The organism is Bacteroides pyogenes DSM 20611 = JCM 6294, from assembly GCF_000428105.1.
Lineage (GTDB): Bacteria > Bacteroidota > Bacteroidia > Bacteroidales > Bacteroidaceae > Bacteroides > Bacteroides pyogenes.
Genome location: NZ_ATZH01000045.1, coordinates 1 through 25,208, shown reverse-complemented (window position 1 = coordinate 25,208; position 25,208 = coordinate 1). Strand labels below are relative to the sequence as shown.

At 37.5% G+C, this 25,208-nt stretch carries 16 protein-coding genes and 1 pseudogene; 12 read left to right on the top strand and 5 right to left on the bottom strand.

Going from position 1 to position 25,208, the window contains the following annotated elements; all coding sequences use genetic code 11:
- Positions 1–416 precede the first annotated feature (416 nt).
- Positions 417–855: pseudogene (locus C234_RS16835) on the top strand (transposase); the annotation flags it as partial.
- A 536-nt stretch (positions 856–1,391) separates the two neighbouring features.
- Here the strand turns inward: C234_RS16835 and C234_RS0111580 are convergent.
- Entirely contained in the window at positions 1,392–2,402 is a 1,011-nt protein-coding gene (locus C234_RS0111580) for a LacI family DNA-binding transcriptional regulator (RefSeq protein ID WP_027325907.1), read from the bottom strand.
- Between the two features lie 144 nt (positions 2,403–2,546).
- Here C234_RS0111580 and rbsK point away from each other — a divergent pair, with 144 nt between their 5' ends.
- The 9 genes from rbsK to C234_RS0111535 are packed head-to-tail and all read left to right on the top strand — an operon-like array spanning position 2,547 to position 17,272.
- Positions 2,547–3,461, top strand: a complete 915-nt coding sequence (rbsK, locus tag C234_RS0111575; protein WP_027325906.1) for a ribokinase — start codon at positions 2,547–2,549, stop codon at positions 3,459–3,461.
- A 20-nt stretch (positions 3,462–3,481) separates the two neighbouring features.
- A complete protein-coding gene (locus C234_RS0111570) occupies positions 3,482–6,415 on the top strand; it encodes a SusC/RagA family TonB-linked outer membrane protein (protein WP_027325905.1) in 2,934 nt (977 codons plus the stop codon).
- Positions 6,416–6,428: 13 nt separating this feature from the next.
- The gene (locus C234_RS0111565) at positions 6,429–7,955 is read left to right on the top strand and encodes a RagB/SusD family nutrient uptake outer membrane protein (protein WP_027325904.1); all 1,527 of its coding nucleotides are present in this window, start codon (positions 6,429–6,431) and stop codon (positions 7,953–7,955) included.
- Positions 7,956–7,974: 19 nt separating this feature from the next.
- Positions 7,975–9,939 carry an ADP-ribosylglycohydrolase family protein gene (locus C234_RS0111560; RefSeq protein ID WP_027325903.1) on the top strand — a complete coding sequence of 655 codons (1,965 nt, stop codon included), beginning with the start codon at positions 7,975–7,977 and terminating at the stop codon, positions 9,937–9,939.
- Between the two features lie 12 nt (positions 9,940–9,951).
- A complete protein-coding gene (locus tag C234_RS0111555) occupies positions 9,952–11,559 on the top strand; it encodes an ADP-ribosylglycohydrolase family protein (RefSeq protein ID WP_027325902.1) in 1,608 nt (535 codons plus the stop codon).
- A gap of 6 nt (positions 11,560–11,565) precedes the next feature.
- A complete protein-coding gene (locus tag C234_RS0111550; protein WP_027325901.1) occupies positions 11,566–13,113 on the top strand; it encodes an ADP-ribosylglycohydrolase family protein in 1,548 nt (515 codons plus the stop codon).
- A gap of 12 nt (positions 13,114–13,125) precedes the next feature.
- Complete coding sequence (locus C234_RS0111545) at positions 13,126–14,724, top strand: alpha/beta hydrolase (protein WP_027325900.1); 1,599 nt, start codon at positions 13,126–13,128, stop codon at positions 14,722–14,724.
- Position 14,725: 1 nt separating this feature from the next.
- Entirely contained in the window at positions 14,726–16,246 is a 1,521-nt protein-coding gene (locus C234_RS0111540; RefSeq protein WP_027325899.1) for an alpha/beta hydrolase, read from the top strand.
- Positions 16,247–16,264: 18 nt separating this feature from the next.
- The gene (locus tag C234_RS0111535; protein WP_027325898.1) at positions 16,265–17,272 is read left to right on the top strand and encodes a GRP family sugar transporter; all 1,008 of its coding nucleotides are present in this window, start codon (positions 16,265–16,267) and stop codon (positions 17,270–17,272) included.
- Between the two features lie 245 nt (positions 17,273–17,517).
- Here C234_RS0111535 and C234_RS17820 read toward each other — a convergent pair whose 3' ends face one another.
- The 4 genes from C234_RS17820 to C234_RS17535 form a co-directional block, all read right to left on the bottom strand.
- On the bottom strand, positions 17,518–17,994 hold the full coding sequence (locus C234_RS17820) for a hypothetical protein (protein ID WP_027325897.1): 477 nt from the start codon (positions 17,992–17,994) through the stop codon (positions 17,518–17,520).
- 14 nt (positions 17,995–18,008) lie between these two features.
- A complete protein-coding gene (locus C234_RS0111525; protein ID WP_248596501.1) occupies positions 18,009–20,219 on the bottom strand; it encodes a peptidase domain-containing ABC transporter in 2,211 nt (736 codons plus the stop codon).
- Positions 20,220–20,233: 14 nt separating this feature from the next.
- The gene (locus C234_RS0111520; RefSeq protein WP_027325895.1) at positions 20,234–22,579 is read right to left on the bottom strand and encodes a TonB-dependent receptor domain-containing protein; all 2,346 of its coding nucleotides are present in this window, start codon (positions 22,577–22,579) and stop codon (positions 20,234–20,236) included.
- A gap of 78 nt (positions 22,580–22,657) precedes the next feature.
- The gene (locus C234_RS17535) at positions 22,658–22,798 is read right to left on the bottom strand and encodes a hypothetical protein (protein WP_154656417.1); all 141 of its coding nucleotides are present in this window, start codon (positions 22,796–22,798) and stop codon (positions 22,658–22,660) included.
- 247 nt (positions 22,799–23,045) lie between these two features.
- On the opposite strand from C234_RS17535, the gene C234_RS16830 reads away from it, so the two are divergent.
- The gene (locus C234_RS16830; protein WP_027325894.1) at positions 23,046–24,395 is read left to right on the top strand and encodes a sensor histidine kinase; all 1,350 of its coding nucleotides are present in this window, start codon (positions 23,046–23,048) and stop codon (positions 24,393–24,395) included.
- Positions 24,396–24,397: 2 nt separating this feature from the next.
- Positions 24,398–25,063, top strand: a complete 666-nt coding sequence (locus tag C234_RS0111505; protein ID WP_027325893.1) for a response regulator transcription factor — start codon at positions 24,398–24,400, stop codon at positions 25,061–25,063.
- Positions 25,064–25,208 lie beyond the last annotated feature (145 nt).

Below are 25,208 nucleotides of genomic sequence, written 5' to 3'. Positions count from 1 at the left end.
TTTGATAAAATCGTCATTCGCTACAACATGGATAAGGTTGTATTGTATCCCGAAAATAGTTTGAGTTTGCTAAACCTGTTCAAGTCCATTTGTAAGAACGCAAAAATCAGCATTGACAGTAAACAGGAGTGAAATACCTTAATCCGATTTTCAATCGGTACTAAATCAGTGATTAAAAATATTGTAATTCCCAGGCAACAGTTTCAGATATTGGCGAAGTTGAAGCATCTTCGGAACGGCTTTTTCCCCAAATGAAACCTCCGGCCGGATAACATCCGATGGTTTACTCTAAACGCGAGTTCGAGATAAGACATACCCTTGCAAAATAAATCGGCAGTTTGATAAGGCTGCCGACTCTTTTGGTAATATTAATGATAATTAGTATCTTAGAGGTGAAAAACAACAAATACCCTATCATGATTACCGGAAGTAAAGTTACTGAAATTTTCTGTATTGCAGACGATTTTTGTAGAGAATTTGAAGTGGAGATGGCTAAAAATGCACTTCCATCCACCTCCGACGCACCCAAACGCAAGCGAAAGCGCATGATGCCGGATACTGAGGTCATCACCATACTGATTTGTTTTCACTTCAATTCATTCCGGAGCTTTAAGCATTACTACACACCTTCTCATACAACCGTTTTGTCGAGATTATGCCAAGATGTTTTGTTGTGTAATGAGAAAGGTGAGATCATCAACTTTGTCTTGACCAAAGCCAATGTGGACGACCGTAACGAAAAGGTAATCGATTCGCTGACGGACAAGGTTATTCGGCAAACTATACGCTGACAAGGGATATATCTCGCAGACTCTTTTCGGAAAGCTGTTTAATGACGGAATACATATCCTCACCGTCTCGCTCATTGAATGATGAATCAGATTCGGATTTCGCCAATCGGGGATGATCTTTTCGCAGTCGCAGTGAAAGCGGGGTTGAATGAGAAAGATATTGTATCTGATTTTGAAAATATTAGGAATTTTATACCGTAGTAAATATTGAAATAATCTTGAGGCGAGAATCAGGCTATTATCCAATATAGTGACAGTCGCTATTGCTGTATAAAAAGGTTTAGCACCTGTAGTTCATCGAATGCTTACAACTGTTCAATGGTCTTGTTCTTGATACTTTCAAAATCAAATTCTTCTTTTATAAAAAAACTGTGTTAGCAAAGTTAATATTTTATTTACTCTTCGCTGACACAGTTTAATTTACATTCTCTATCCAAAATTCATAAACGAGGATGCTACTAAAACATTTAATTTCAAAGAGCGCTTAGTTAATGGACATTGATGCTTACGCAAGGAAGGACATGGCTACAAGCGGAGTTACAGAAAGAACCAAGATCCTACGAAATACAGCCTAAAACTTGGTACATCTAACTGGACACTCTACTTACCTAACACTTTTATCGAATCCCGTTTTATAATATTAGGTTTCAAAAGAATCTCCGAATGAAGCTCTGTTTCTTCCAAAATTTTCTGCATCAACATTTTTACAGCAATAATGCCAATATTATCCAGTGATTGTGCAATACGAGTAATAGGAGGGTTCAAATAGTCCAGATATAAGTTATCATCAAATGAAATGATAGACATATCTTGAGGAATTCTCACTTTATGCTCACTTAATGCTTTGACGGCTCCCAAAAGAATCGTACTACTTAACGCAAATATAGCAGTAGGCTTTGTGGTAGAGTTCAGAGCCAACTTAGTCTCAATATAACCATTCTGAATCGAGAATTCATTTCCTCTTATCATTGCATTATCGTGATAACCAGCCTCGCGAAGCGCATCAAGATACCCGCGCACACGTTCTTTAGTTGTTATAGAGATACTTGGTCCCTGAATACAGAGAATCTTACTATGCCCCGATTCTAATAATAATTTTGTTGCCTGATAAGCCCCTACATAATTATCAGTAGCTACATATGGCAAATTATGCTTCTCAAAATAGCGGTCAATCAGCACAATCGGAGTTTTAGCACTAATCTCCTCGAGTTTAGAAGGGTTTTCACCGGTTGGAACCAAAATAATCCCATCTATCTTACGCGATAGAAGCGAATCGATAGCCTTATTTTCCTGAACAGGATCTTCTAGGGTATCGACAAGCATGACAGTATAATTATAACGTTGTGCTTCACGGATGACAACACTTGCTATATTGGCAAAAAAAGGATTATCTATGTGCGGTACAAGAAGGCCTATAGTATATGTCGTGTTGTTGCGCAAACTTTGCGCAACTATATCAGGCTGATAGTCCAATTCTTTAACGGACTGCAAAATAACCTCCTTAGCAGACTGGCTGATCCTATATTTTTCTGATTTCCCATTTAATACTCTGGAAATCGTAGAGATAGAATAGCCAGTCTTCTTTGATACATCAATCAGAGTTTTCTTCATTACTGGTTGTTTTTTTGCAAAAATAACATTTTATTTGAGAAAAAAGCAAGAAAAATATTTTGTTTTGAAAAAAATCTCTATATTTGCGCAAACGATTGCGCATCCTTTACGATTCAATTCGCCTTAATACTTAATACTCATTATATGGACACAAAGAAGAAAATCGTAGTGATAGGTAGTAGTAATACGGACATGGTTATCAAATCAGACCGTCTACCCAAACCTGGAGAAACAATTCTGGGAGGAAACTTCTTAATGAATCATGGTGGCAAAGGAGCCAACCAAGCCGTAGCTGCTGCAAGACTAGGAGGAGATGTCACTTTCATATGCAAAATAGGGAATGACATTTTTGGAAATGAAACCTTGGAAATGTTTCACAAAGAAAAGATCGACACTACTTATGTAGGAATTACCCCGCAGGAACCATCAGGAGTAGCTCTTATCAATGTCGACAAAAAAGGGGAAAACTGTATTGTTGTTGCTTCCGGGGCCAACGGGACTTTATCTATTGATGACATACAAAATGCAGAACCTGCCATCAAACAGGCATCCATCGTCATCATGCAGTTGGAAACTCCAATCGAGAGTGTCACTTATGCAGCCAAAATGGCGAAAAAAGATGGAATTACCGTTATATTAAATCCCGCCCCTGCCCCTACTCAACAACTACCTGACGATTTATTAGCCAATGTCGACATTCTTATTCCTAATGTCACAGAGGCTGAAATCATCTCGGGAATGCACATTACAAATGATGAATCGGCAAAAGAAGCGATTCGTTATATTAGTTCGAAAGGCATAAAAACTGTCATTATTACGATGGGAGCCAAAGGAGCTCTCGCTTATGAAAATGATGAGTTTATCCACATTCCAGCTTTCAAAGTAGAAGCAGTAGACACTACAGCTGCCGGAGATACATTCTGTGGCGGACTGTGCGTAGCTCTCTCTGAAGGCAAAAATCTAAAAGATGCAATTATATTTGCAAGTAAAGCTTCTTCTATTTCTGTCACCAGGATGGGAGCACAAGTATCTATACCTTTAAGAAAAGAAATACAATAATCATCCTTAATTCTGTTATTATGATAAAACAATGTTCAATCCACGGTCTATTGACAAGTATGTTGTTAATAGTATTTTCTTTGATGAGCAATGATGCTATTGCCCAGAAGGCAATAAGAGGTACAGTCCTCGATGAAGCAAATGAACCCATTATCGGTGCCAGTGTCCTTGTTAAAGGCACAACAAATGGTTCTATTACAGGAGTTGATGGAACCTTCAATGTAAAAGCGAATCCTTCTGATATACTGATTATATCTTATGTAGGTTATGCAACTGTAGAACAGCAAATAGGAAATCAGACACAATTTGTAATACACCTGCGCGAAGACTCGAAAGTACTTAATGACGTTGTAGTAATCGGCTACGGTTCCACCACTAAGAAAGAGCTTACAGGTTCTGTTACCAGCATGAAAAAAGATGATCTCAATCCCGGAACATTCACCAATGCCATGGGAATATTGCAAGGAAAAGTGGCAGGATTACAAATTATCAACCCGAACGGTGCTGATCCGACTGCCAAATATGAAGTATTACTTCGTGGAACAAATACACTTTCCGCAGGTCAAGGTCCATTAATTATTATTGATGGAGTAGTAGGAGCAGATATCAGAAATATCAATTTTCAAGAAGTGGAATCGGTTGATGTTTTAAAAGACGGTTCGGCAGCTGCTATTTACGGGACAAGAGGAACAAATGGAGTAATCATTGTCACAACAAAACGTGCAAGGAGCGGTAAAACTGAAGTTTCTTATGACGGGCAATTTACAGTGGGAACAGTTTCACGCAGGGCAAAGCCTCTATCGGCAAATGAATACAAGTCTGTTATCAAGAAATATCGTTCTGAACTAGAAAGTTATATTTTTGATAGTGATACTGATTGGTTCAAAGAGATTACACAAACTCCGTTTAGTCATAAACATAATTTTTCTATATCTGGAGGCTCCGAGAAGTTTTCACACCATACCTCTTTCAATTATGAGAAGAGCGAAGGATTGCAAAAGCATAATAGTTCCGAAAAGCTAATGGCGCGCACTAATATTCGTCAGTCATTATTGGACAAGTGGATAGATTTGGATTATAATCTTAATATCATCCATCGCAAATATCACCCATCTTCTACAAGCGCTTTCATGCAGGCGTTTACACATAATCCGACAGAATCAGTTTACGACGAAAACGATTTGGATGCCGGAGGTTACAGTCGTATCAAAGCAATGGAATACTATAATCCAGTAGCAATGATAAACGAAAGAAAGATGGAGAACAAAAATGATAATTATGGTGCAAATATTCGTGCTGCTCTAAACATCTTGCCTATAAAAGGATTGAAATGGGAAAACTTTATTTCATACAATAAGGAACAAAATGAGACACGTGAATATTATACACACTATTATCCGAGCAGAATAGGAGCAAACGGACAAGCTTATATTGGAAACTATCAGGAAAACGATACACAATATGAGTCTACTTTAAATTACTCGAATATTTTCGGAAAACATTCCATTCAGGCATTACTCGGATATACATACCAGTATACTTATAGCACATCTGCATCCATGACTAATTCCGGTTTCGACTTCGATGACAACCAGACTCATAACATCGGAGCAGGAACCAATCTTACTGAAGGCAAAGCCAGCATGTCATCCAATAAAGAGGATAACACATATATCGGTTTTTTCGGACGTTTCATATATAACTACAATGACAAGTATCTTTTATCCGCTTCTTTACGTCGTGACGGATCCAGTCGCTTTGGTGATAATAATAAGTGGGGATGGTTCCCGGCAGTCAGTGTGGGATGGCGTATAAATAAGGAAAAGTTTCTCTCGGATGTCAAATGGATCGACGATTTGAAATTAAGAGTCGGATACGGAGTGACCGGTAACCAAGATTTCTCAAATTATAAATCTTTAATAATGATGACTACGGCCGGTAAATTCTATTACAAAGGGCAATGGATTAATACCTATCAACCTGCGAGCAATGCAAATCCGAATTTGAAATGGGAGAAAAAAGCGGAGTTCAACATTGGGGCTGATATGACGATGTTTAATAACCGACTTTCATTCACTTTAGATTATTACAAACGGAATACTTCAAACTTGTTATATGACTATATCGTACCGACTCCTCCCTATGTGTATAATACTCTATTTACAAACGTCGGAAAGATAAAAAACGAAGGAGTGGAATTGACAATATCTGGTACTCCTTTTAACAATAGAGATTTTATATGGAATACCTCGTTTGCTATTTCGCATAATAAAAACAAATTGGTAAAGTTCACCAATGATGAATTCACTAATGGAACGTACAAAGTGGGATGGGCTATCGGTGCTTCCTGCTATACTCAACGTATAATAGAAAGGCAGTCTTTGGGGACTTTCTATGGCCCTATATGGTTAGGGACCGATACCGATGGCAAAAATGTATTGCTAGGACAAAATTCAGATGGTTCCGTACCGGAAGAACAATGGGAAAAAATTGGCTGTGCTTATCCGGACGCTACTCTTAGCTGGAGTAATGCCTTCAGATATAAAAAAATTGACTTGAGTTTCTTACTGCGTGCATCTATCGGTGGAGATATTCTAAATAACTATGCCATGCTGTATGAAAATTTAAGCAGTATCGGACTTAGAAATATATCATCAAATTGGTTGTCGCAAACGGATTTTACAAGCACGACCTATAAATATTCTTCCAAGTACATAGAGGATGCTTCTTATTTAAAACTAGATAATATTACCGTTGGATATACTTGGGATTTCACATCCAAAATGATAAAAAAACTAAGATTATCTCTTACTGCACAGAACGTATTTTGTATCACCGGTTATTCTGGTGTTGACCCAGAAGTAGCCCTTTCCGGACTGGAACCTGGTATGGAAAGCTTGAGCTATTATCCGCGTACAACTGAATTTACTTTTGGAGTTAATATCGTATTCTAAAACAAAGATTATCATGAAAAAGACAAATATAATATTAAGTTTCGTTATCTGTATATTATCATACGGATGCACTGATCTGAGTGAAACTGTCTACACTGGAGTAGCTATGAATAATTTCTTTAAGAATGAAAAGGAGTTAGTGGCCAACGCTGGTAGAGCGTATACGAAATTGCAAGGTTATAATTCCGAGCAAAGTTTATGGACACTACTTCTACAAGCTTCTGATGAATGTACTGTTCCCGCTTGTGGAGGTTCATGGTACGACAATGGACGTTATGAGGAAATTCAAATAAACAAGATTCCACCTGCAAATAAACTATTGACAAAAGGTTGGAACTGGATATTTAATGGCATTGCTGCATGCAATGAGATTATTTACGAAACGGAATTGTCGTCTATTCTATTTGAAGGAAAAGAAAAGCTGGTAGCTGAAATGAAAATATTGCGTGCTTTTTACTATTATCAAGCCATGTCTTGTTGGGGGAATGTTCCTTTCACAACAGACTACACAGAAACCGGATACCCGGAACAAAAAAGTCGTGAATATATTTTTAACTATCTGGAAAAAGAAATTAATAACAATGTCAAGTTTTTGGATAGGGAGCCTTCAGATGCTAATTATGGACGGGCCACGCAAGCTATGGCTTACTGCATTCTTGCGAAAATGTATCTAAATGCAGAAGCATGGTTTGGCACCTCAATGTATGATAAAGCAGAAAAAGCTTGTAAAGATATTATAGATATAGACGCTTACAGCATTGAAGATTCTTATTCTACTAACTTTGATATTAAGAATGAAAATTCTAAAGAAAATATTTTCGTAATTCTTTATGATAGAGTATATACTAGCGGTGAAAATAGTTTTTATCTGCATACGTTGACACTGGAGGCGGCATCACAAGCAACATTTAATATTCCGTCAGTTCCATGGTCAGGTTTTCTTTGTCAACCAGACTTTTTCCAAACATACGATGAACAAGATATTCGTAGAAGTCAAAGCTGGTTATACGGTCCTCAACTAGACTTAAGTGGAAAGGAACTTGGGTTTGAATATACCCCAGTTTTCCCCGAAGAAAAATATTACAATAGCAACGGTGGACGTAGTACATACGACGGTGCACGCTGCTGGAAATGGCATTATCAGACTGATGGCTCTTTAAAAGAATATACAGTCAGTATGGACAACGACTTTGCCATCTTCCGCTATGCCGATGTTGTATTAATGTACGTAGAGGCTTTGGTACGACAAAACAGAACAAGTGAAGCTGTCCAACTGGCAGACTTCAAGAAGATTCGTACAAGAGCTGGTCTTAACGCATATACTACAAGCGAGCTAACAATTGATGAACTTTATGCAGAACGAGGCAGGGAACTGGCATGGGAAGGATGGCGCCATGAAGATATGATACGTTTCGGAAAATATCTGAAAAAATATTGGGCACACCCTGACCAAAGCTCAGAAACTTTTAGAAATGTGTTTCCAATTCCTACGGACATTTTAAATGCAAATCCAAAATTATCTCAAAACAAAGATTACTAACCACAACACCCTGATAAATATGAAAAAACCAATCATCTTTTTACTTGTTTTAATTATCAACATCTTATTTATCTCTGCACAAAAAATTTCAAAGACAGAGCTAAAAGACAAAATAGCCGGAGCTTGGATCGGGCAAATGGTAGGAAATATATATGGACTTCCTTTTGAGAACAAGTTTGTAGATGAACCTGCCTCGGAATCCAGATTTCCACTCGGTTACACTAAAAATATAGATAAATTGCAGAAGTATAATGGTGCATTCTCTGATGACGATACTGATGTTGAGTATATCTACTTACTATTAATGGAGAAATATGGTGTAGAACCTACATATGCTAATATGCGCGAAGGATGGATGTATCATATCCGTGACCGTGTATGGCTAGCCAATAGGGCTGCACTCGGATTAATGCATCTTGGATTCACCCCTCCGTTCACCGGTGACGAAAAACTGAATCCCCACTGGTATCAGATCGACCCTCAATTGATTAACGAGATATGGGCGTATACAGCACCGGGAATGATTTCGTATGCTGCAGGAAAAAGTGACTGGGCGGCCCGTATCACAAGCGATTCGTGGGCGGTATCTCCCACTGTCCTATATGGTGCAATGTACTCTGACGCTTTTTTCTGCAAGGATATCCGCAAGCTGATTACACGAGCCTTGAGAGAACTGCCTGCTGATGACAGATATGCGATAGCTGTAAAAGAGATGATTGCTTTATATGACAAATATCCTAAAGATTGGGTAAAAGCACGTCAAATCATGGCTAAAAAATATTACATAGATGAACCAGCCATGACAAAAACAATCTGGAATGCTAATCTGAACGGATTATGCGGGATTTTGGCTATGTTGTATGGCGAAGGAGATTTTCAACGGACATTGGATTTAAGCTGTGCAATGGGATTTGACTGCGACAATCAGGCAGCCACTATCTCCGGACTTCTAGGAGTAATGTACGGTGCAAAGTCTCTTCCCGAAAGTTTGACCAAACCTATCGAAGGCTGGGAAAAGCCCTTCAATGACCGATATATCAATATCACCAGGTTTGATATGCCTGATGCTTCCATTGAAGACATGATTGAACGTACTTACAACAAAGCAATCGAACTGGTTTGTGCCAAAGGAGGAAAAGTAAAGGGTGATATGGTATATGTTAATCCAAAAGCACAATTCATTCCCCCGATGGAATTCTGTATCGGTCCGAATCCGGACTTGGAAATCGGACAGTCTACCGATTACTCATTTGCCTGCAGAACAAATGCTGACTTCAAATGGGAACTGGTAAAAGGTAAACTTCCGGCAGGAGTTACATTCCAAAACGGTAAACTGGCAGGAACTCCTACAGAAGCCGGCAAATATCCGATTACCCTTCAATTAAGCGCAAATAACAAGAACTCAATTACTAAAGATTTTGAGTTATTGGTTAAAACCAAGAATATAGCCTCCAAGGCTGACACTATTTACACCAATATCCGCAAACTAAACGAAGAAGTACTCGATTCTTGCTGGATTACCTTTGGAAAACCAATGTACGCAACAAATGTAGAAGTAATTAATGACGGAGTCAAAGATGGCGTAGGATCTGTATTTTATTCATTAGCGGCCAAAAATAATCTGCCTAAAATAGACTATTTCGGATACGGTTGGAAAGAAGAGCATAACATTAATATGCTTGTTTTAGATATGGGCTGTCTGGAGGAATTCGGAGGATGGTTTACTTCTTTAAACATTCAATATCTTGGAAATGACGGATATTGGTATGACGTAGGTAAATTCAAATCAACTCCGGCACTTCCCGAAACCGATATTGTATTTTTCCAACCTCCGTTTGCACAATATGTTTTGGAATTCCCGGCAGTAAAAGCCAAAGGAATACGCGTATTAATGGATGCAAAAGTGCAGGAACACTGGCATAAATACACAAAGAATGTATCATCATTCATCTCTATCACCGAACTAGGAGTTTACGAGAAATAAAGGAGGAGAAAAATGAGGGAAATAATTACGATATGTATCATAGGGCTTTTTGCTCTCACCGTACAAGCCCAGTCTGTAACAACCTTAAAGTTATCTGATAAAGAACTTTTAGATAAGATTAAAGGAGGATGGGCCGGACAAACCATTGGTGTTGTTTTCGGAGCACCTACAGAGTTTAAGTTCACGGGAACTTATATTCAAGATTACCAGCCGATCCCTTGGGCGGAAGGTTACGTAAAATATTGGTGGGAAAAGAAACCCGGCTTATTCGATGATATTTATAACGATTGCACGTTTGTTGAAGCATTTGACGAACTTGGCCTGGATTGTTCACAAGAAGAACTTGCCAAAAGATTTGCATTTGCTGATTATCATTTGGCTCATGCTAACCAAGCAGGTAGATATAATATCCGCCAAGGTATCATGCCACCGGCTTCCGGTCATTGGTTGAATAACCCACATGCAGACGATCTGGATTTCCAGATCGAAGCAGACTTCATTGGCTTAATGGCTCCGGCAATGCTGCCGGAGGCATTGGATATCGCATCAAGAGTAGGCCACATTATGAACAGTGGTGACGGTTTTTATGGTGGTGCTTTCGTAGCAGCTCTTTATAGCTCCGCTTTCTATGAAAAAAGTCCTGAAACGATTCTAAAAACCGCAATCTCTGTTATACCTGAAGAGAGTACATTCCATCAATGTATTCAGGATGTAATTAATTTCCATTCTTTGCACCCGGACAATTGGAAAGATTGCTGGTACTTCCTGCAAGAAAAATGGAACTGCGATGTAGGCTGTCCCAAAGGCGTATTTCTAAACTTTAATATTGACGCCAAGCTCAATTCCGCTTTCGTAGCATTAGCTATACTCTACGGTAAAGGAGACTTCACCAACTCTATCGATATTGCAACACGCTGCGGACAAGACTCTGACTGTAACCCGTCTACAGTCGGCGGTGTACTCGGCGTCATGTACGGGTATGACAAAATCCCTTCATTCTGGCTAAATCCCTTGAAAGAAGTAGAAGACTTTACATTTGAAGGAACGAATATGTCGTTGGCAAAAGCATATCAAATGAGTTTCGATCAAGCTAAACAACTCATAGTCAAAACAGGTGGTAAAGTATCTGGTGGGGAAATAGAAATTCCAATCAGAAAGGCAAACGTCCTTCCTTTAGAACAAAATTTCGAAAACACCTATCCACTTTATAGAGAACGCAAAGACTGCTTCCTGACAGATACGTTCGAATTTGCTTTCAATGGCAACGGATTTGTTATATGGGGCAACATTTGCTGCACAAGAAGTATTACTCCCGATTATATCAATCGTGTATCTACACGCCACATCGGTTCCGAGGTCTTCGGATTGGCAGAGCCCAATGACCCTTACGTTGCTAAAGTGGAAATATGGATTGACGGAGAATTGGACCATGTAGCAGCTTTACCCATGAGAAATACGGACCGCAAAGTAGAACCGGCTTGGAAATACCTCATGAAGGAAGGAAGACACCATGTTAAAATGAAATGGTTGAACCGCAAAAAAGACTACATTATTCGTATCAACGACATAATGTATTATTCAGAGAAAAAAGAACATGATAGATTTTACTTTAATAAATAAGTTAAGATGAAAAAAGTCCTGATTAACATCATTCTACTATTTACCTTTTCCATACCGGGGATGACACAAATAGAATATGGAAAAACAGTTGAAATAAGCAAAGAGGTACTGCTCGACAAAATTAAAGGAGGTTGGGCGGGACAAACCATAGGATGCACCTATGGCGGTCCTACAGAATTTAAATACAGAGGAGCGATCATTCATGAGAAAACTCCAATAACCTGGTATGATGACTATTGCAAGGACATCTTTGCAGAAGATCCGGGATTGTATGATGATGTATATATGGATCTTACCTTTCTGGAAGTAATGCAAAAAGAAGGGATAAATTCCCCTGCCGAATCATTTGCCAAAGCCTTTGCAAATGCAGATTACAAATTATGGCATGCCAATCAGGCAGCCAGATATAACATATTACACGGTATTATGCCACCGGCATCCGGACATTGGAAAAATAATCCGCACGCTGACGATATTGATTTCCAGATTGAAGCAGACTTCATTGGAATGATATGTCCGGGAATGGTAAATACCGCCTCCGATTTTTCGGATAAGATAGGACATATCATGAACTACGGCGACGGATGGTATGGAGGTGTATACATGGGAGCAATGTATGCATTGGCTTACGTAAATAACGACATTTATACAATTGTCACGGAAGCTCTTAAAACAATACCCGAACAAAGTAAATTTCACCGTTGCATCACAGACGTTATTAAATATTGGAAACAATATCCCGATGACTGGCATAAATGCTGGCTGGAAATAGAAAACCGTCATGCTTTTGAAATTGGCTGTCCGGAAGGGGTATTCAATGCATTTAACATTGACGCCACTATCAATGCAGCTTATTGTGTGATAGGACTTTTATATGGCAACGGCGACTTTTTCAAAACAATGGATATAGCTACTCGTTGCGGGCAAGATTCCGACTGTAACCCGGCAACTGCCACAGGAATTCTTGGAGTCATACAAGGCTACAAGGCTATCCCCGAATACTGGAAACCGGCACTCGAAAGATGTGAAAATTTTAAGTTCCCCTACACAGATATCTCTTTAAGTTCTGTATACGACATTAATCTCAAACTGTTGAGTGACGTATTAAAAGCAAACGGAGGAAAAATAAAAGGAGATAAATACTATACCACGATTCAGAAGCCCAAAACCGTAGGATGGGAAGTTTCTTTTGAAGGCTTATATCCTTCTGAAAGAAGAGTTATCAAATATGATCTCGGTACAGAAAAAACATTTGAGTTCAATGGCAAGGGAGTTGTTTTAATGGGGCTGATCAGACAAGATGTTAAAGATAGTAATGACAATTACATCGCCATCTTGGAGGCCTACATTGACGGCAAGAAAGTAGAAACCATAGAAATGCCTTATGACTATATAAAAAGAAAATATGACATTTTCTATAATTATGATTTAGAGGAAGGACCTCACAAACTAGTTATTAAATGGATTAATCCAAATGAAAAATATGCCGTTCAATGTAAAGACATGGTGGTTTATTCATCCACACCGGCAGAGCCAATCAATCCTTATAAATAAAAGAGAGAAACCATGAATAGAAAACTACTCCTATTATTAGCCTTATTATTATTTTCCTACGGATTGTCATCATGTTCGTCTGATGATAACAGCCCGTCCGAAAGCGAACAGACCGAGACACCGGAACTGTTTACCAAACGCTATAATCCCGATCAAAGTTTTTACAGCAAAATATTAGGACAAGAAATCAAATATTCCGTATTACTGCCTCAAGAATATCTATCGGGAAACACTGGTAAATATGGAGTAGTTTTCTTTCTACATGGCTGGGGAGGGAATCAAAATTCATGGGGACCTTCAGGTCTGAATATTCAAAGCATAGCTGATGCGCAAACCAGTAATGGTAGTATTCGCCCATTGATCTACATCATGCCGGAAGGTTTCAACTCTTATTTTTGCAACCGCTATGACGGTAAGTTCAACTATATGGATATGTTCATTAATGAACTCGTACCCTTGATTGATAAGCGATTCCGAACAACAGCCAGTAAGACGGAAAGAGCTGTTGCCGGATTCTCTATGGGAGGTTTCGGGGCATTAGGTATAGCATCGCAACATCCTGAAACATTCTCGGTATCAATAGGATTAAGTCCCTCTCTAAATACAGATGAACAATACATCTCTTTGTCACAAGACGGTTGGAATCTTCAATGGGGAAACAACTTCGGAGGAAGCGGCCAGACAGGAACAAGCAGGCTGACAAGCTATTATAAAAGCCAATGTCCGCTACACTTTTTCAAGGAAAAACCAAGTTCCACATTTCAAACAGTACGGTATTACATAGACTGCGGTGATGATGAAGAAAGACTATATGCAGGAAACGGTGAATTACATTCTCTATTACGGGACAAAAATATCAAGCACGAATATCGTGTACGGAACGGTGCCCACACTGACAGTTATTGGCGTGAATCCATGAAAGAGGCACTGCCTTTTATCGAACGTTCATTCAAAGGAGAAAGCTATCCGCAGCAAACTCTGAAAAAAATCACAGAGGAATTACATGCTACTAATAAAAACATAAAAGTGGGTAATTCCAATATCGAACTATGGTTACCTGATGACTATAATTCCGAACTAACTTACAAAGTTCTTTATTACAGCAAAGGAGAAGGGAATGTTGATCTTACAACAAAAAAGGTAGCAGTGGCATTAGATTCTCTTATACAAATCAAACGTATGATAATCGCAGGTTTTAATGTGAAAGAAATGATTCAAAATGAAACAAATTTTTCAACTATTACCGATGCCGTGGAAAAGACGATTCATACGGAAAGCAATGCAGATTTCAGATTAGGATTAACATACGGTTCAGAAGCTGATTACTTATACAATCAGTCAACAGGCAATGCCCCTGCTATCAACTTTTTCTTTGCAGAAGACGCAGACATTATCAACCTTTCTGCCGAGAATCGTGCCAAAATCTATTATTTGGACATAACAGACGAAGGCAGCAACTACAATAGTATCTTTACTCTGTTCAATGGATTACGAGATGCAGAAGCTCCGGTGCAATATCGTGTCAGAAACGGACTGGATAGTGAACAGTCCGCCCAAACAGGAATTTATTCAATGAGTTATTATATTGGTGAACAGTTAATAAAGAAATGAAATGAAGAAGATACTGTTATATATTATCCTATTTCTATCAGGTATAGATGGAGCTTGGGCACTTCCCATAGAAAAAGAAGGGATGAGTATTTACAGTCCGTCCCTAAAGCAAGAAGTCTCCTACTCCATTATCTTACCGGAATGTTATGAACATTCAGATACAGAATATCCTGTCTTATACATGTTTCATGGAATAGGAGGTGATTATACCAGTTGGCTCGAATATGGCAACGTTGCCCGTGTAATGGACAAAATGATAAAAGAAAGAAAGATTCAACCTTTCATTATGGTTATTCCTGACGGTTACCTGTCTTATTACAGTGACACTTATGATGGCAGTTACCTTTATGAAACTTTCTTTATCAAAGAATTGGTTCCATATATGGAGAGCAACTATCGCACTCGCAAGGATATTAATGGACGTTCGATCATTGGTTTCTCTATGGGAGGATTCGGATCATTATCCGTTAGTCTGCGCAACCGCCACTTATTTGGCTCTGTCGTTGCGTTATCGTCATCCATCCGTACAGAAAAACAATACATGGAAGAAGAGCCACAAACAGGATGGGACAATCAATGGGGGCGAATTTTCGGAGGAGTAGGAAAAAATGGTAACCAGCGCCTAACCAGTTACTATAAACAACATTCACCCTACCACATTCTTTCCACCCTCCGCAATTCCAATTTAAAAGGATTTGGCATCATGCTGGATATTGGAGATAAAGAAGGTACTCTTTGCGAAAGTAATGAAGAACTGCACCGATTATTACTGGAAAGACAAATACCTCACGAATGGGAAGTACGTTCAGGAGGACATGATTTCACCTGCTGGAATACTGCACTGCCCAAAGCATTCAGATTCATAAACGAATATTTCAATGGGAAGCAGTCAGGAAATAGTGAGAGTAGTCTTCCGAATGAGACTCCGTTTATCCAAATGGGCAATGCAACGGTCTATTATCCGGAACAGGCTCAAGGAAGCACAAGAAAATATCCTATTATCTATGTACAGGGAGAAATCAACGAACAACAGCAAAAGGTTCTCGTCAGTCAGTTTCATCAAATGGTAGATGAGAATAAAACATGGCCTGCTGTTCTTAGCTTCGTAAAAGCTAACACAGACCTGTCAGAAACAATTTCCGATATAGAAAAGCAACTCTCCGGCATCAGAGGTTCCCAACGTATGCGGGCTTTAATCACTTTGGGAGATAATATCAAAGAAGGTATAGAAGCCATTCAGAGAGAAAATTTGTTTACCGGCATAGTCTGTGTAAATGCCATCGGCAACGAGAATGATGCTCAAAATCTTATAAAAGCAGTCAGCTCTCACAAAAGATATCCCAGATGCTGGATAGAGATACTACCTGAATCAAAAGAATATGGTTTTAGTAGTAATATACATATCCTTTTGAAAGAATCGGACCTGGAACATGAGTTCCGGTCAAGAAAATGTAAGGAAGCCAATGTTTTCACTTATTGGGAAGATTGGATACTATATTTAAATAACAGAATTCATGTTTAACAATTAAATACTAATAGTATGTTCACAGTAAACAGTTATTTATTGGCAGTTATATTCTGCATCGTAACCATGATTTGTTGGGGTTCCTGGGGTAATACCCAAAAACTAGTTTCCAAAAATTGGCGTTATGAACTTTTTTATTGGGATTATGTGATTGGAATGGTATTGTTCACCATCTTACTAGGCTTTACAATGGGTAGCCATGGAGATACCGGACGTTCATTTCTGGAAGATCTGGGACAAGCATCAGGAGACAGTATCGGCTGGGTCATCTTGGGGGGCGTAATATTTAATGCTTCAAACATTCTTCTTTCAGCATCCATCTCCTTGGCCGGCATGTCTGTTGCTTTTCCTTTAGGGGTTGGCATTGCATTGGTATTAGGGGTAATCGTCAATTATCTGGGAATTCCAACTGGTAATCCTTTGCTTTTATTTGGCGGTGTAGCTCTCATTGTTATTGCTATCATTTGCAATGGAGTGGCCTCCGGGAAAATGCAAAAGGGAGAAGAAAGCAGGAAAAACAACAAAAAGGGAATTATCATTGCATTAATTGCCGGTGTACTGATGTCTTTGTTCTACCGATTCGTAGTGAAAGGTATGGACGTAGAAAACTTCAATTCACCCGCTATAGGAATGATGACTCCTTATTCTGCCATCTTTGTTTTCTCAATAGGCGTATTACTAAGCAATTTTGTTTTCAACACATTAGTAATGAAATATCCTTTTGTTGGAGAAAAAGTCAGCTACTCCGAATACTTTAAAGGAAACACGAAAACTCATATATACGGAATGCTTGGTGGAGCGATATGGGGGCTTGGTTCGGCGTTCAGCTATATCGCATCAGGCGAAGCTGGTCCGGCGGTATCTTATGCACTAGGACAAGGCGCACCACTTATTGCCGCTATTTGGGGAGTGTTTATCTGGAAAGAATTTAAAGGTTCAACAAAATCTGTTAATCAACTACTGGCCTTGATGTTTATCTTCTTCCTGGTTGGTTTGGGAATGATAGTAGTTGCCGGAAACTAATTATTAATATTGCTGTCCGCTAAACCATAATTATCTTGCCCCAACACGTGATAAATAACGAGTTGGGGCAAGATAATTATGGTTTAGCGGACAGCAATAATTTTAGACAGTGTCTTTTATCCACAGGATAAAGATTCTAATTACAGATGATGACAAACAACTAATCTGCAAACCATCTAACAGGATATCGTCGGACTGCGTCAGAAAATATACACTTTCGTGAATTTCCTTACTGTCCATCTATCTTATTTACTAAACACATTTTGTAGAATAGAATGGTTATCTAACTCAATCTTTGCATTTAGAGATGCATTGTTTTTTAGTTCTAACTGTATTGTATTATTTATCATGATATTTTCGGGAACTTCAATAGGTAATGAGACTTCATAATTATCTTCTGTTAAGCCTATATGATCTAAGTCTTGGCTGAGAGTTGCGGTAAAAAGCAAATCATTATTTTTATAAACAGAAACCATCGTTCCTTTGGGTATTATTTTATTAACTATCTTTGAACAAGAAGATATGAGTAATCTCGTATCATTATCACTTTCATCTACAATTACATTACAATCCACCACATTGGGTACTTTTATAAAATATGCAAGTGTAAAAAGAGTAGCCAGCAACGTTATCAAACAAATATTACCAATACGAACCAATATGGGAGGGACAGCCCCGATAATATTGCGTACTTTTTCGCTTCGTAGTTCTATTTTTTCCATATTATTGAGTGTTTTTAATTTCCTAATTCTAATTGATTTTTTATCAGATTGTAATAATATCCTTGTGCCTTCACAAGCTCGGCATGGGTACCCTTTTCAATTATTTCACCTTGATGTAACACTATTATTTGGTCGGCATTCATCACTGTACTCAGCCTATGTGCAACGATAAATACTGTTCTCGACCGCATAAAATCGGCAAGGTTATTAGTGATTTCTTTTTCGTTAGTAGCATCAAGTGCATTTGTGGCTTCGTCTAAAAAAAGATATTGAGGATTTTTGTATATTGCTCGGGCAATGAGAATACGTTGTTTCTGTCCTTGGCTAATACTACGTCCTTCTTGCCCGATAATTGTGTTATATTTTAGTGGAAGTCGGTTCACGAATTCATCTAAATTAGCCATCTTTGCTGCGTAAGCTAATTTTTCTGTATCTATAATGTCATCAGAAAGAGCAATATTTCGGGCAATGGTTTCCGAGAACAAAAAGCCATCCTGCATAACCGCACCGCACTGTTGCCGCCAAGAATCCGTATCAATATCATTAAGATTATAATTGTCAATTAAAATCTTTCCGTATTTAATGTTATAATATTGCAAAAGCAATTTGATCAATGTTGTTTTGCCACTACCACTCGCCCCGACAATAGCCGTTGTAGTTCCCTGTGGAATATTCATACAAATATTTTTTAACGTAGGTGTAGTCGTACCTTCGTAAGAAAATGACACATTGTCCAACAAAATACGTTCCGTTTCATTGCTAAGATTTTGTAGTTTCCTATTTTTATTTTCATCGTCTTTTTCAATAGTATTAGTTATACGCTCCAAACTAATTTTAGTGTCCTGCATATTGTAGATAAACTGGGCTATTTGTTCAACTGGAACACTCAACTGCCCTATTATATATTGTATTGCCAACATCATTCCGATGGATAATGAACCAAAAACTACAGAATAGGCAGCCATAAATGTGATAAGTACGTTTTTTGTTTCATTGATAAAAACACTTCCTACCATTTGACTTTGTCGTAATTTGAGTGCGGATATGTTAATATCGAATAACTTTGCCTGTATATCTTCCCAATCCCAACGGATACGGTGCGAGCAACCTTGCAGTTTTATTTCTTGCATACCTTGTATTAGTTGGTATGTTCGGTTATCATTTATTGCTTGTTGCTCAAATATCTGATAGTCGATGATTTTTCGTTTTCTCATAAAGAGCAGTAACCATCCTATATACAAAAGGCTTCCGATGAGAAATATGACAAAAATAATAAAATTAAAGAACCATAGAATGGCTCCGAAAACTATGAAATTAATCCCAGCATATAAGACATTTAAAAGCTGGACAGTAATAAATTTCTCCAATCGTTTATGATCTGCAAATCGTTGAAGAATGTCTCCTGTGAGTTTTGTGTCAAAAAAAACCATAGGTAGTTTCATCAACTTGATTATGAAATCGGAGAGCATAGAAATATTAACACGTGTGCTGATATGCAACAACAACCAATTTTGAACAAATTCAGAGATCATTTTACCAAACAACAATATCAATTGGGCTACGAGAATAGTGTTGATAAAGTGCAAATTGCTGTTTTTAATCCCCACATCAACAATCGCTTGTGTAAGAAATGGGAAAAACAGTTGAATAATGCTGCCCACAATCAACCCCAATAACAATAATGCAAAGATTTTTTTATATTTAAAAAAATACGGAATAAGAGTAGTGAAAATGTTCTTTTTATCTTTTGTTCCATTAATGGTAACATCTGCTTTTTTTTCCACGACCAATACTATACCCTTTTCTTCATCGCCTACTTTGGTAGAACACCAATTTTCCGTAAATTCTTTTTTATTATATTTTAATAAGCCAATGCCAGGGTCAGCCACATGAAATACTCTACCTTTTTTCTCTATTTTATACAATATGACAAAATGTTCCTGATTCCAATGCAGAAGGCATGGCAACGGTGCCTTATCCACCAAACGTTCAACAGACAATCGTCCTCCAACAGTGGCGTAGCCAACACTGTCTAAAGTTTTTGCCACATTAGACAGCGATACACCTTCGCGCGTAGGGTTACAAATTGATTTTAATTCATCAAGTGCAAACGACTGTCCGTGATAATCAGTCAGCATTTTCACACAAGCTACACCGCAGTCCATTACATCATGCTGTATGCAGATAGGAAATCGTTTTTTTATTTTATAAAACATCTTTATCATTAAAGGAAATAAAATTACTCTTTCTCAATTCTTTTCAAAATATCGCTATTGCTTTCGCTTTGCTTGAAAATTGATTTGAATTTATTTAAATTAAATTTTAAGCTCAAGCCTATCTCACGGCTATTAGGACGTAGATTTTGTCCCGTACTTATATTCCCCCATTCGGAATAAGTGTTTGACTGTGATTTTTTTAACAAATCATTTCCGAAAATAGTGAGTGTCATTTTCCCGTTGAACATTACGAAATTAGCAACCAAAACTAAGTTATAAGTAGGAGACATTTGATTGTTCAGATGGCTGTAACGGCTTTGAACCATGAAATTACCCATCAAAAACACGTTTGGCAAAACCATATACATGTTGGTGGTTACAAATTGAAATCTTGGAATATTGTTCGTTTTGACTTCGCCTTGATATGGATATTCCAAAAACGGAATAGATATATTTCCAATCAAATTTGACTGCCATTTGCCTTTCGAAATGCTATAAAATGCGTTCAAATCTATTAAACTTGATTTTTTTATATTTACGCTACGATTTATCAATATATTCGGATTGCTTTTGTCTCGTTCAATGATATAAGCAATGGCATTTTGGTTATGTGAATACCCCACACTTAAATTTAGATTTCTCCCCCAAAAAACGCCCAATGAAACAGAGTGTCTAATCTCTGGTAATAATTCCGGATTGCCTTGTTCATAAAGCACACTACTCAAATAATTGACAGACGGGTCAAGGTCGCTAAAACGAGGACGACTGATTTTGCTTGCATAATTAAAACTCAATCGAGCATTGTCCGATGCACGATACGAAACCGCCAGAGAAGGAAAGAAATTTGTAAGAACACGAGTTTCTCCAAAAACGGATTGCCCGTTTTTCAAATAATCACTTCTGTTTTGTTCGCCACGCAAACCTATTTCTGCAGACAAACGATTGATTTGTTTTCCCAACGTACTATATGCTGAAATTGTATATTCGGTTAGTTGTGAATGATTATCGGTATTCTCTTGTTGCAGATTGTCAATAATTGAATGAGTATTGCTTTGGATTTCAGAAAAGCTTACTCCCCCATTAAAATCGAAACTGCCAAACAGTTTTGTGCCGTATTCTGCACGCAAAGCGTAAGTATTGAACGCAGAGTGGTTGTTCAACACGTATCTTTCGGTAACGTTTGTATTTTGAACGATGTTTTTTACAAACTCAACATCTTTGTTACCAATATGTGCATAATCGGTAAAAAAATTGAAAGTACTCAAACTGTCTATTTGCCAACGATAGTTGAAATTAACGTTGTGCTTTAAACTATAGTCATTTCCTTTTCTTTTTACAGAATAATGTGAGTTAATTAATCCTGACAAGGATTCAGTGCCTTGCACTTCAAAATTACCTTTGTCTTTGTTCAGCAAATATTGTAAATCGACACTGTGTTTTTCATTGATTTTTAAGTTACTTCCAAATGTTATTCTATTTAAATGTTGTTTTTGTATCAAATTGGCATCATAACTATTTTTTTGAGAAATGTTATTTTGCCAAACGTTTTGAAACACCTCTACGCCTTCTTTCCCTTGCTCATTTTTGTATCGGTATGACAAATAATTCGTCCATTTTCCAGTGGAATGATTAATATTTATTCGCTCTGTGTGGCTATAACGATTTCCCATTGCAGAACCGTGAACAAGTTGTGCCGAAAACTCCTGTTTTTTTGTCGGAATAGTTTCTATCAATATCACACTAGCGTAGCGTGCATCATATTTTGCTGACGGATTTCTATCTACCGTAATGCTCTTGATTCTTTCGGGTTGCAGAGTGGAAATTTGACTCTGATTTTTCACTTCACGTCCATCAATAAAAATAATCGGTGTACCTTTGCCTATAACTTCCACTTTCTCTCCTTGTAACGCTACACCCGGCACGAAAGACATAATCATTGTCGCAGATGGCATTGAACCAAGCATAGAGCCTTCAACATTGAGCGTTGTTTTTCCATTATCACTTTTAATTAATTTACGATAACCCATAACCTGCACAGTCTGCAAGCTTAAAGCATCCTCTTTTAGTTTTATTTCCAGCAACTCCCTCGATTGCTGTAATTCTATCGTTTCATTGTGCGTTGTATATCCCACAAATGAAATGGAAAGCGTATATGTTCCAGCTGTTAAGTTTTCAATAGTGAAACTACCATCGTCTAGCGTAATGACGCCATTTTGCAAACTTTTATCTGAATTATAAACAGCTACGTTGGCAAAAGGAAGGGTATTATTTTTCTCATCTAACACTTTTCCGGAAATTGTATATAAAGAAATCTGCGAAAATGTAGAGATGGGAATCATTAAAATTATGATCAAGTTATAATATCTCATTGTCAATAACTTAATGTTTAATAAAAAGAAATAAGAAAATTACTCTTTGCTATATAGCAAAGAGTAATTTTAGTAGAGTTAAACTTCGTATTCTAATCTAACTTCTGTTTTTGTTCCATCAGAATTCGTTCTGATAACCACGATGGTAACCTTTTTACCACCAAACAATTCCTCCATTTCTGATGTTAGAACATCATTTGCTAAAAATAATTTATCCATTTTTTACTATTTGAAAATTTATAATTTAATTGATTCGTCAAAACAAAGACGACGTCCTTTCTTTGTTTTGACGTTGCAAAAGTATAGCCACTTTCAGCAAATGCCTATAACAGCAATATCACGATAACATCACACTGTCATTATATAGAGTAAATTGGCACATAGTAACATAACTTTTATTCCCCTAAAAATAGCTCTATTAGGCATTTTTGTTATCTTTGTAGCTATAATTGTATTATTTTCAACTATGAAACATCACAAAAAAATATCTGAGAAAAATCTACTTTTACGCTGGCTTGTTATCGCATCCGTAATAATTGTTGTTTTTTTTCAAATTTTCAGTTTGATTCAGCAGTATAAATATCTATCCGAAATACTTGATACTATGCTCGAAGGGAAATTTGAGCTAGCGGTAGAAACGTACAGGACATCAAAACTCAGGAATTTAGAGAATAAATTCAGTATTGAGTTTAATCCCGAAGATAAGAAGGAAAGTACCACAGATATAAAACTAAAATATAAATCTGACCAGCTATCTTTCGATAAATTAATGTACAAAGTAACAGGTTTAGCTATTTCAGGTGAGAAGCTGGACATTAATGAGTTAGATAGTATCTATAATTCTTTTTTAATCAACGATGATTTGCAAACAGAGTATGCAATAATTGTTTACTCTATAGAAGCAGACTCTGTAATTGCACAAACAGCAGATATCAACAGGTTGAAATATCAACGCTTTACAGACCGAAAAGAAATAGACAATCAAAGAGAAGCGCAAGTCTATTTCAGTAGTCCTGTTCGTTTTATTTTTCAAAAGATGTTTTTCTACATTGCCTTATCCGGATTGATGCTTATCGCGGTCGTCGTGGCATTAGTATATCAGTTGAAGATTATTTTTAAGCAGAAGAAAATCGAACAAATCCGCCAAGACTTTACGGATAGTGTAGTTCACGAACTGCGAAATCCACTACAAAGCGCATTGTCAATGACAGAGTTAGTGGAAAACGAAACTTTTTCGCAAAACGCCAAACGACGAAACGAAGTAATTGGCAGGATTAAGGGGAATTTAAGCAACTTAAACCAACTGATAAATTCGCTTGTAGAGCGCTCCTTTTCCGAAAACACACAGCAAGAAGCTAATTGGCAACTGGGAAATTTAGTGGAATTTATCAACGAAATTATTGAAAATACAACTATTCTGGCAAATAAACCTATACGGTTCAACACGAAATTTACACCCGAAACATTCAATCTAGCGTTTGACCATGTACATTTACCGAACGCCATAAAAAACTTGGTAGAAAACGCCGCTAAATATTCGGGCGACGAAGTTGCAATAAATCTATCTACGGAGATTGACGGAGTTTTTTTTAATATCATTGTATCCGACAATGGTTTTGGAATAAATAAGGCTGATTTGCCCCATATTTTCACAAAATACTATCGTGGAAACTCGGCTCAGAAAAAATACGGCTTTGGTTTGGGATTGAGCTATGTTAGATGGGTCGCCGAATTGCACAATGGTCATGTAAGTGTAGCAAGCGTGAAAGAAAAAGGCAGTAAGTTTTTGATAACCATCCCACTAAAAACAAATTGAATATGAATACAATACTCATAGCAGAGAATAATGTAGATTTTGCTTATGCTGTTGAATGGCATTTTGAACAAAACGGATTTACGGTACTTACCGCCACCACTGGCGAAAAAACAATCGAACTGTTCGATAGTCAAGTCGTAGATATTCTGTTGTTAGACATAAATTTAGATGGTATAACTGACGGTAAAAGCGTTGCCCGCCACATCCGCTCTACGAATAAAGTCGTTCCCATTATTTTTATGAGTGGCGAAAGCAAATCGCCCGCCGATGTGGTGGAAGGATTAGAAATAGGTGCAAATTTCTTTTTGAAAAAACCATTGGCTATTTCCGAAATAGACGCACACGTGAAGGCTGCACTAAAAATGTCGGAAACCGTTGACAAACAATATCAATTTGGCGAGTGCACTTTCATTCCAAACGAGCGTATCATTCGCTTTGGAAATAAAAAAGAGCATTTGTCAAATAAAGAAAATGAAGTTCTAACCCTTTTAGCTGCCCACCTGTCTGAAACCGTTTCCTTAGAAGATATTCTGCAAAAAGTATGGCAAGACACACTTATGGAAGAAGCTTTACGAAATATAATTAGCTCTTTGAGAAAGAAAATTGACGGAAAAGGGTTGATTATTGAAACTATAAAAAATAAAGGTTATAGATTAGAAAAAGAATAAATATCAACTATGTTTTTGGGGTAAAATCATAAAAGAATCACTACATGAAAAATATAAAGGTAAATATCAGGTATAAAGCATACTATGCTTTGGGAATCTTTAGCATCTATCTTATTTTCTTGCTTGTTTATGGCTTAGTGAAAAA

What these genes read in the sequence shown, in the direction of transcription:
- C234_RS0111520 (WP_027325895.1), bottom strand. Translation starts at nt 22,579, where the DNA reads ATGAGATATTATAACTTGATCATAATTTTAATGATTCCCATCTCTACA.
- C234_RS0111580 (WP_027325907.1), bottom strand. Translation starts at nt 2,402, where the DNA reads ATGAAGAAAACTCTGATTGATGTATCAAAGAAGACTGGCTATTCTATC.
- C234_RS0111555 (WP_027325902.1), top strand. Translation starts at nt 9,952, where the DNA reads ATGAGGGAAATAATTACGATATGTATCATAGGGCTTTTTGCTCTCACC.
- rbsK (WP_027325906.1), top strand. Translation starts at nt 2,547, where the DNA reads ATGGACACAAAGAAGAAAATCGTAGTGATAGGTAGTAGTAATACGGAC.
- C234_RS0111505 (WP_027325893.1), top strand. Translation starts at nt 24,398, where the DNA reads ATGAATACAATACTCATAGCAGAGAATAATGTAGATTTTGCTTATGCT.
- C234_RS0111560 (WP_027325903.1), top strand. Translation starts at nt 7,975, where the DNA reads ATGAAAAAACCAATCATCTTTTTACTTGTTTTAATTATCAACATCTTA.
- C234_RS17820 (WP_027325897.1), bottom strand. Translation starts at nt 17,994, where the DNA reads ATGGAAAAAATAGAACTACGAAGCGAAAAAGTACGCAATATTATCGGG.
- C234_RS0111535 (WP_027325898.1), top strand. Translation starts at nt 16,265, where the DNA reads ATGTTCACAGTAAACAGTTATTTATTGGCAGTTATATTCTGCATCGTA.
- C234_RS0111570 (WP_027325905.1), top strand. Translation starts at nt 3,482, where the DNA reads ATGATAAAACAATGTTCAATCCACGGTCTATTGACAAGTATGTTGTTA.
- C234_RS0111545 (WP_027325900.1), top strand. Translation starts at nt 13,126, where the DNA reads ATGAATAGAAAACTACTCCTATTATTAGCCTTATTATTATTTTCCTAC.
- C234_RS0111540 (WP_027325899.1), top strand. Translation starts at nt 14,726, where the DNA reads ATGAAGAAGATACTGTTATATATTATCCTATTTCTATCAGGTATAGAT.
- C234_RS0111565 (WP_027325904.1), top strand. Translation starts at nt 6,429, where the DNA reads ATGAAAAAGACAAATATAATATTAAGTTTCGTTATCTGTATATTATCA.
- C234_RS17535 (WP_154656417.1), bottom strand. Translation starts at nt 22,798, where the DNA reads ATGGATAAATTATTTTTAGCAAATGATGTTCTAACATCAGAAATGGAG.
- C234_RS0111550 (WP_027325901.1), top strand. Translation starts at nt 11,566, where the DNA reads ATGAAAAAAGTCCTGATTAACATCATTCTACTATTTACCTTTTCCATA.
- C234_RS16830 (WP_027325894.1), top strand. Translation starts at nt 23,046, where the DNA reads ATGAAACATCACAAAAAAATATCTGAGAAAAATCTACTTTTACGCTGG.
- C234_RS0111525 (WP_248596501.1), bottom strand. Translation starts at nt 20,219, where the DNA reads ATGATAAAGATGTTTTATAAAATAAAAAAACGATTTCCTATCTGCATA.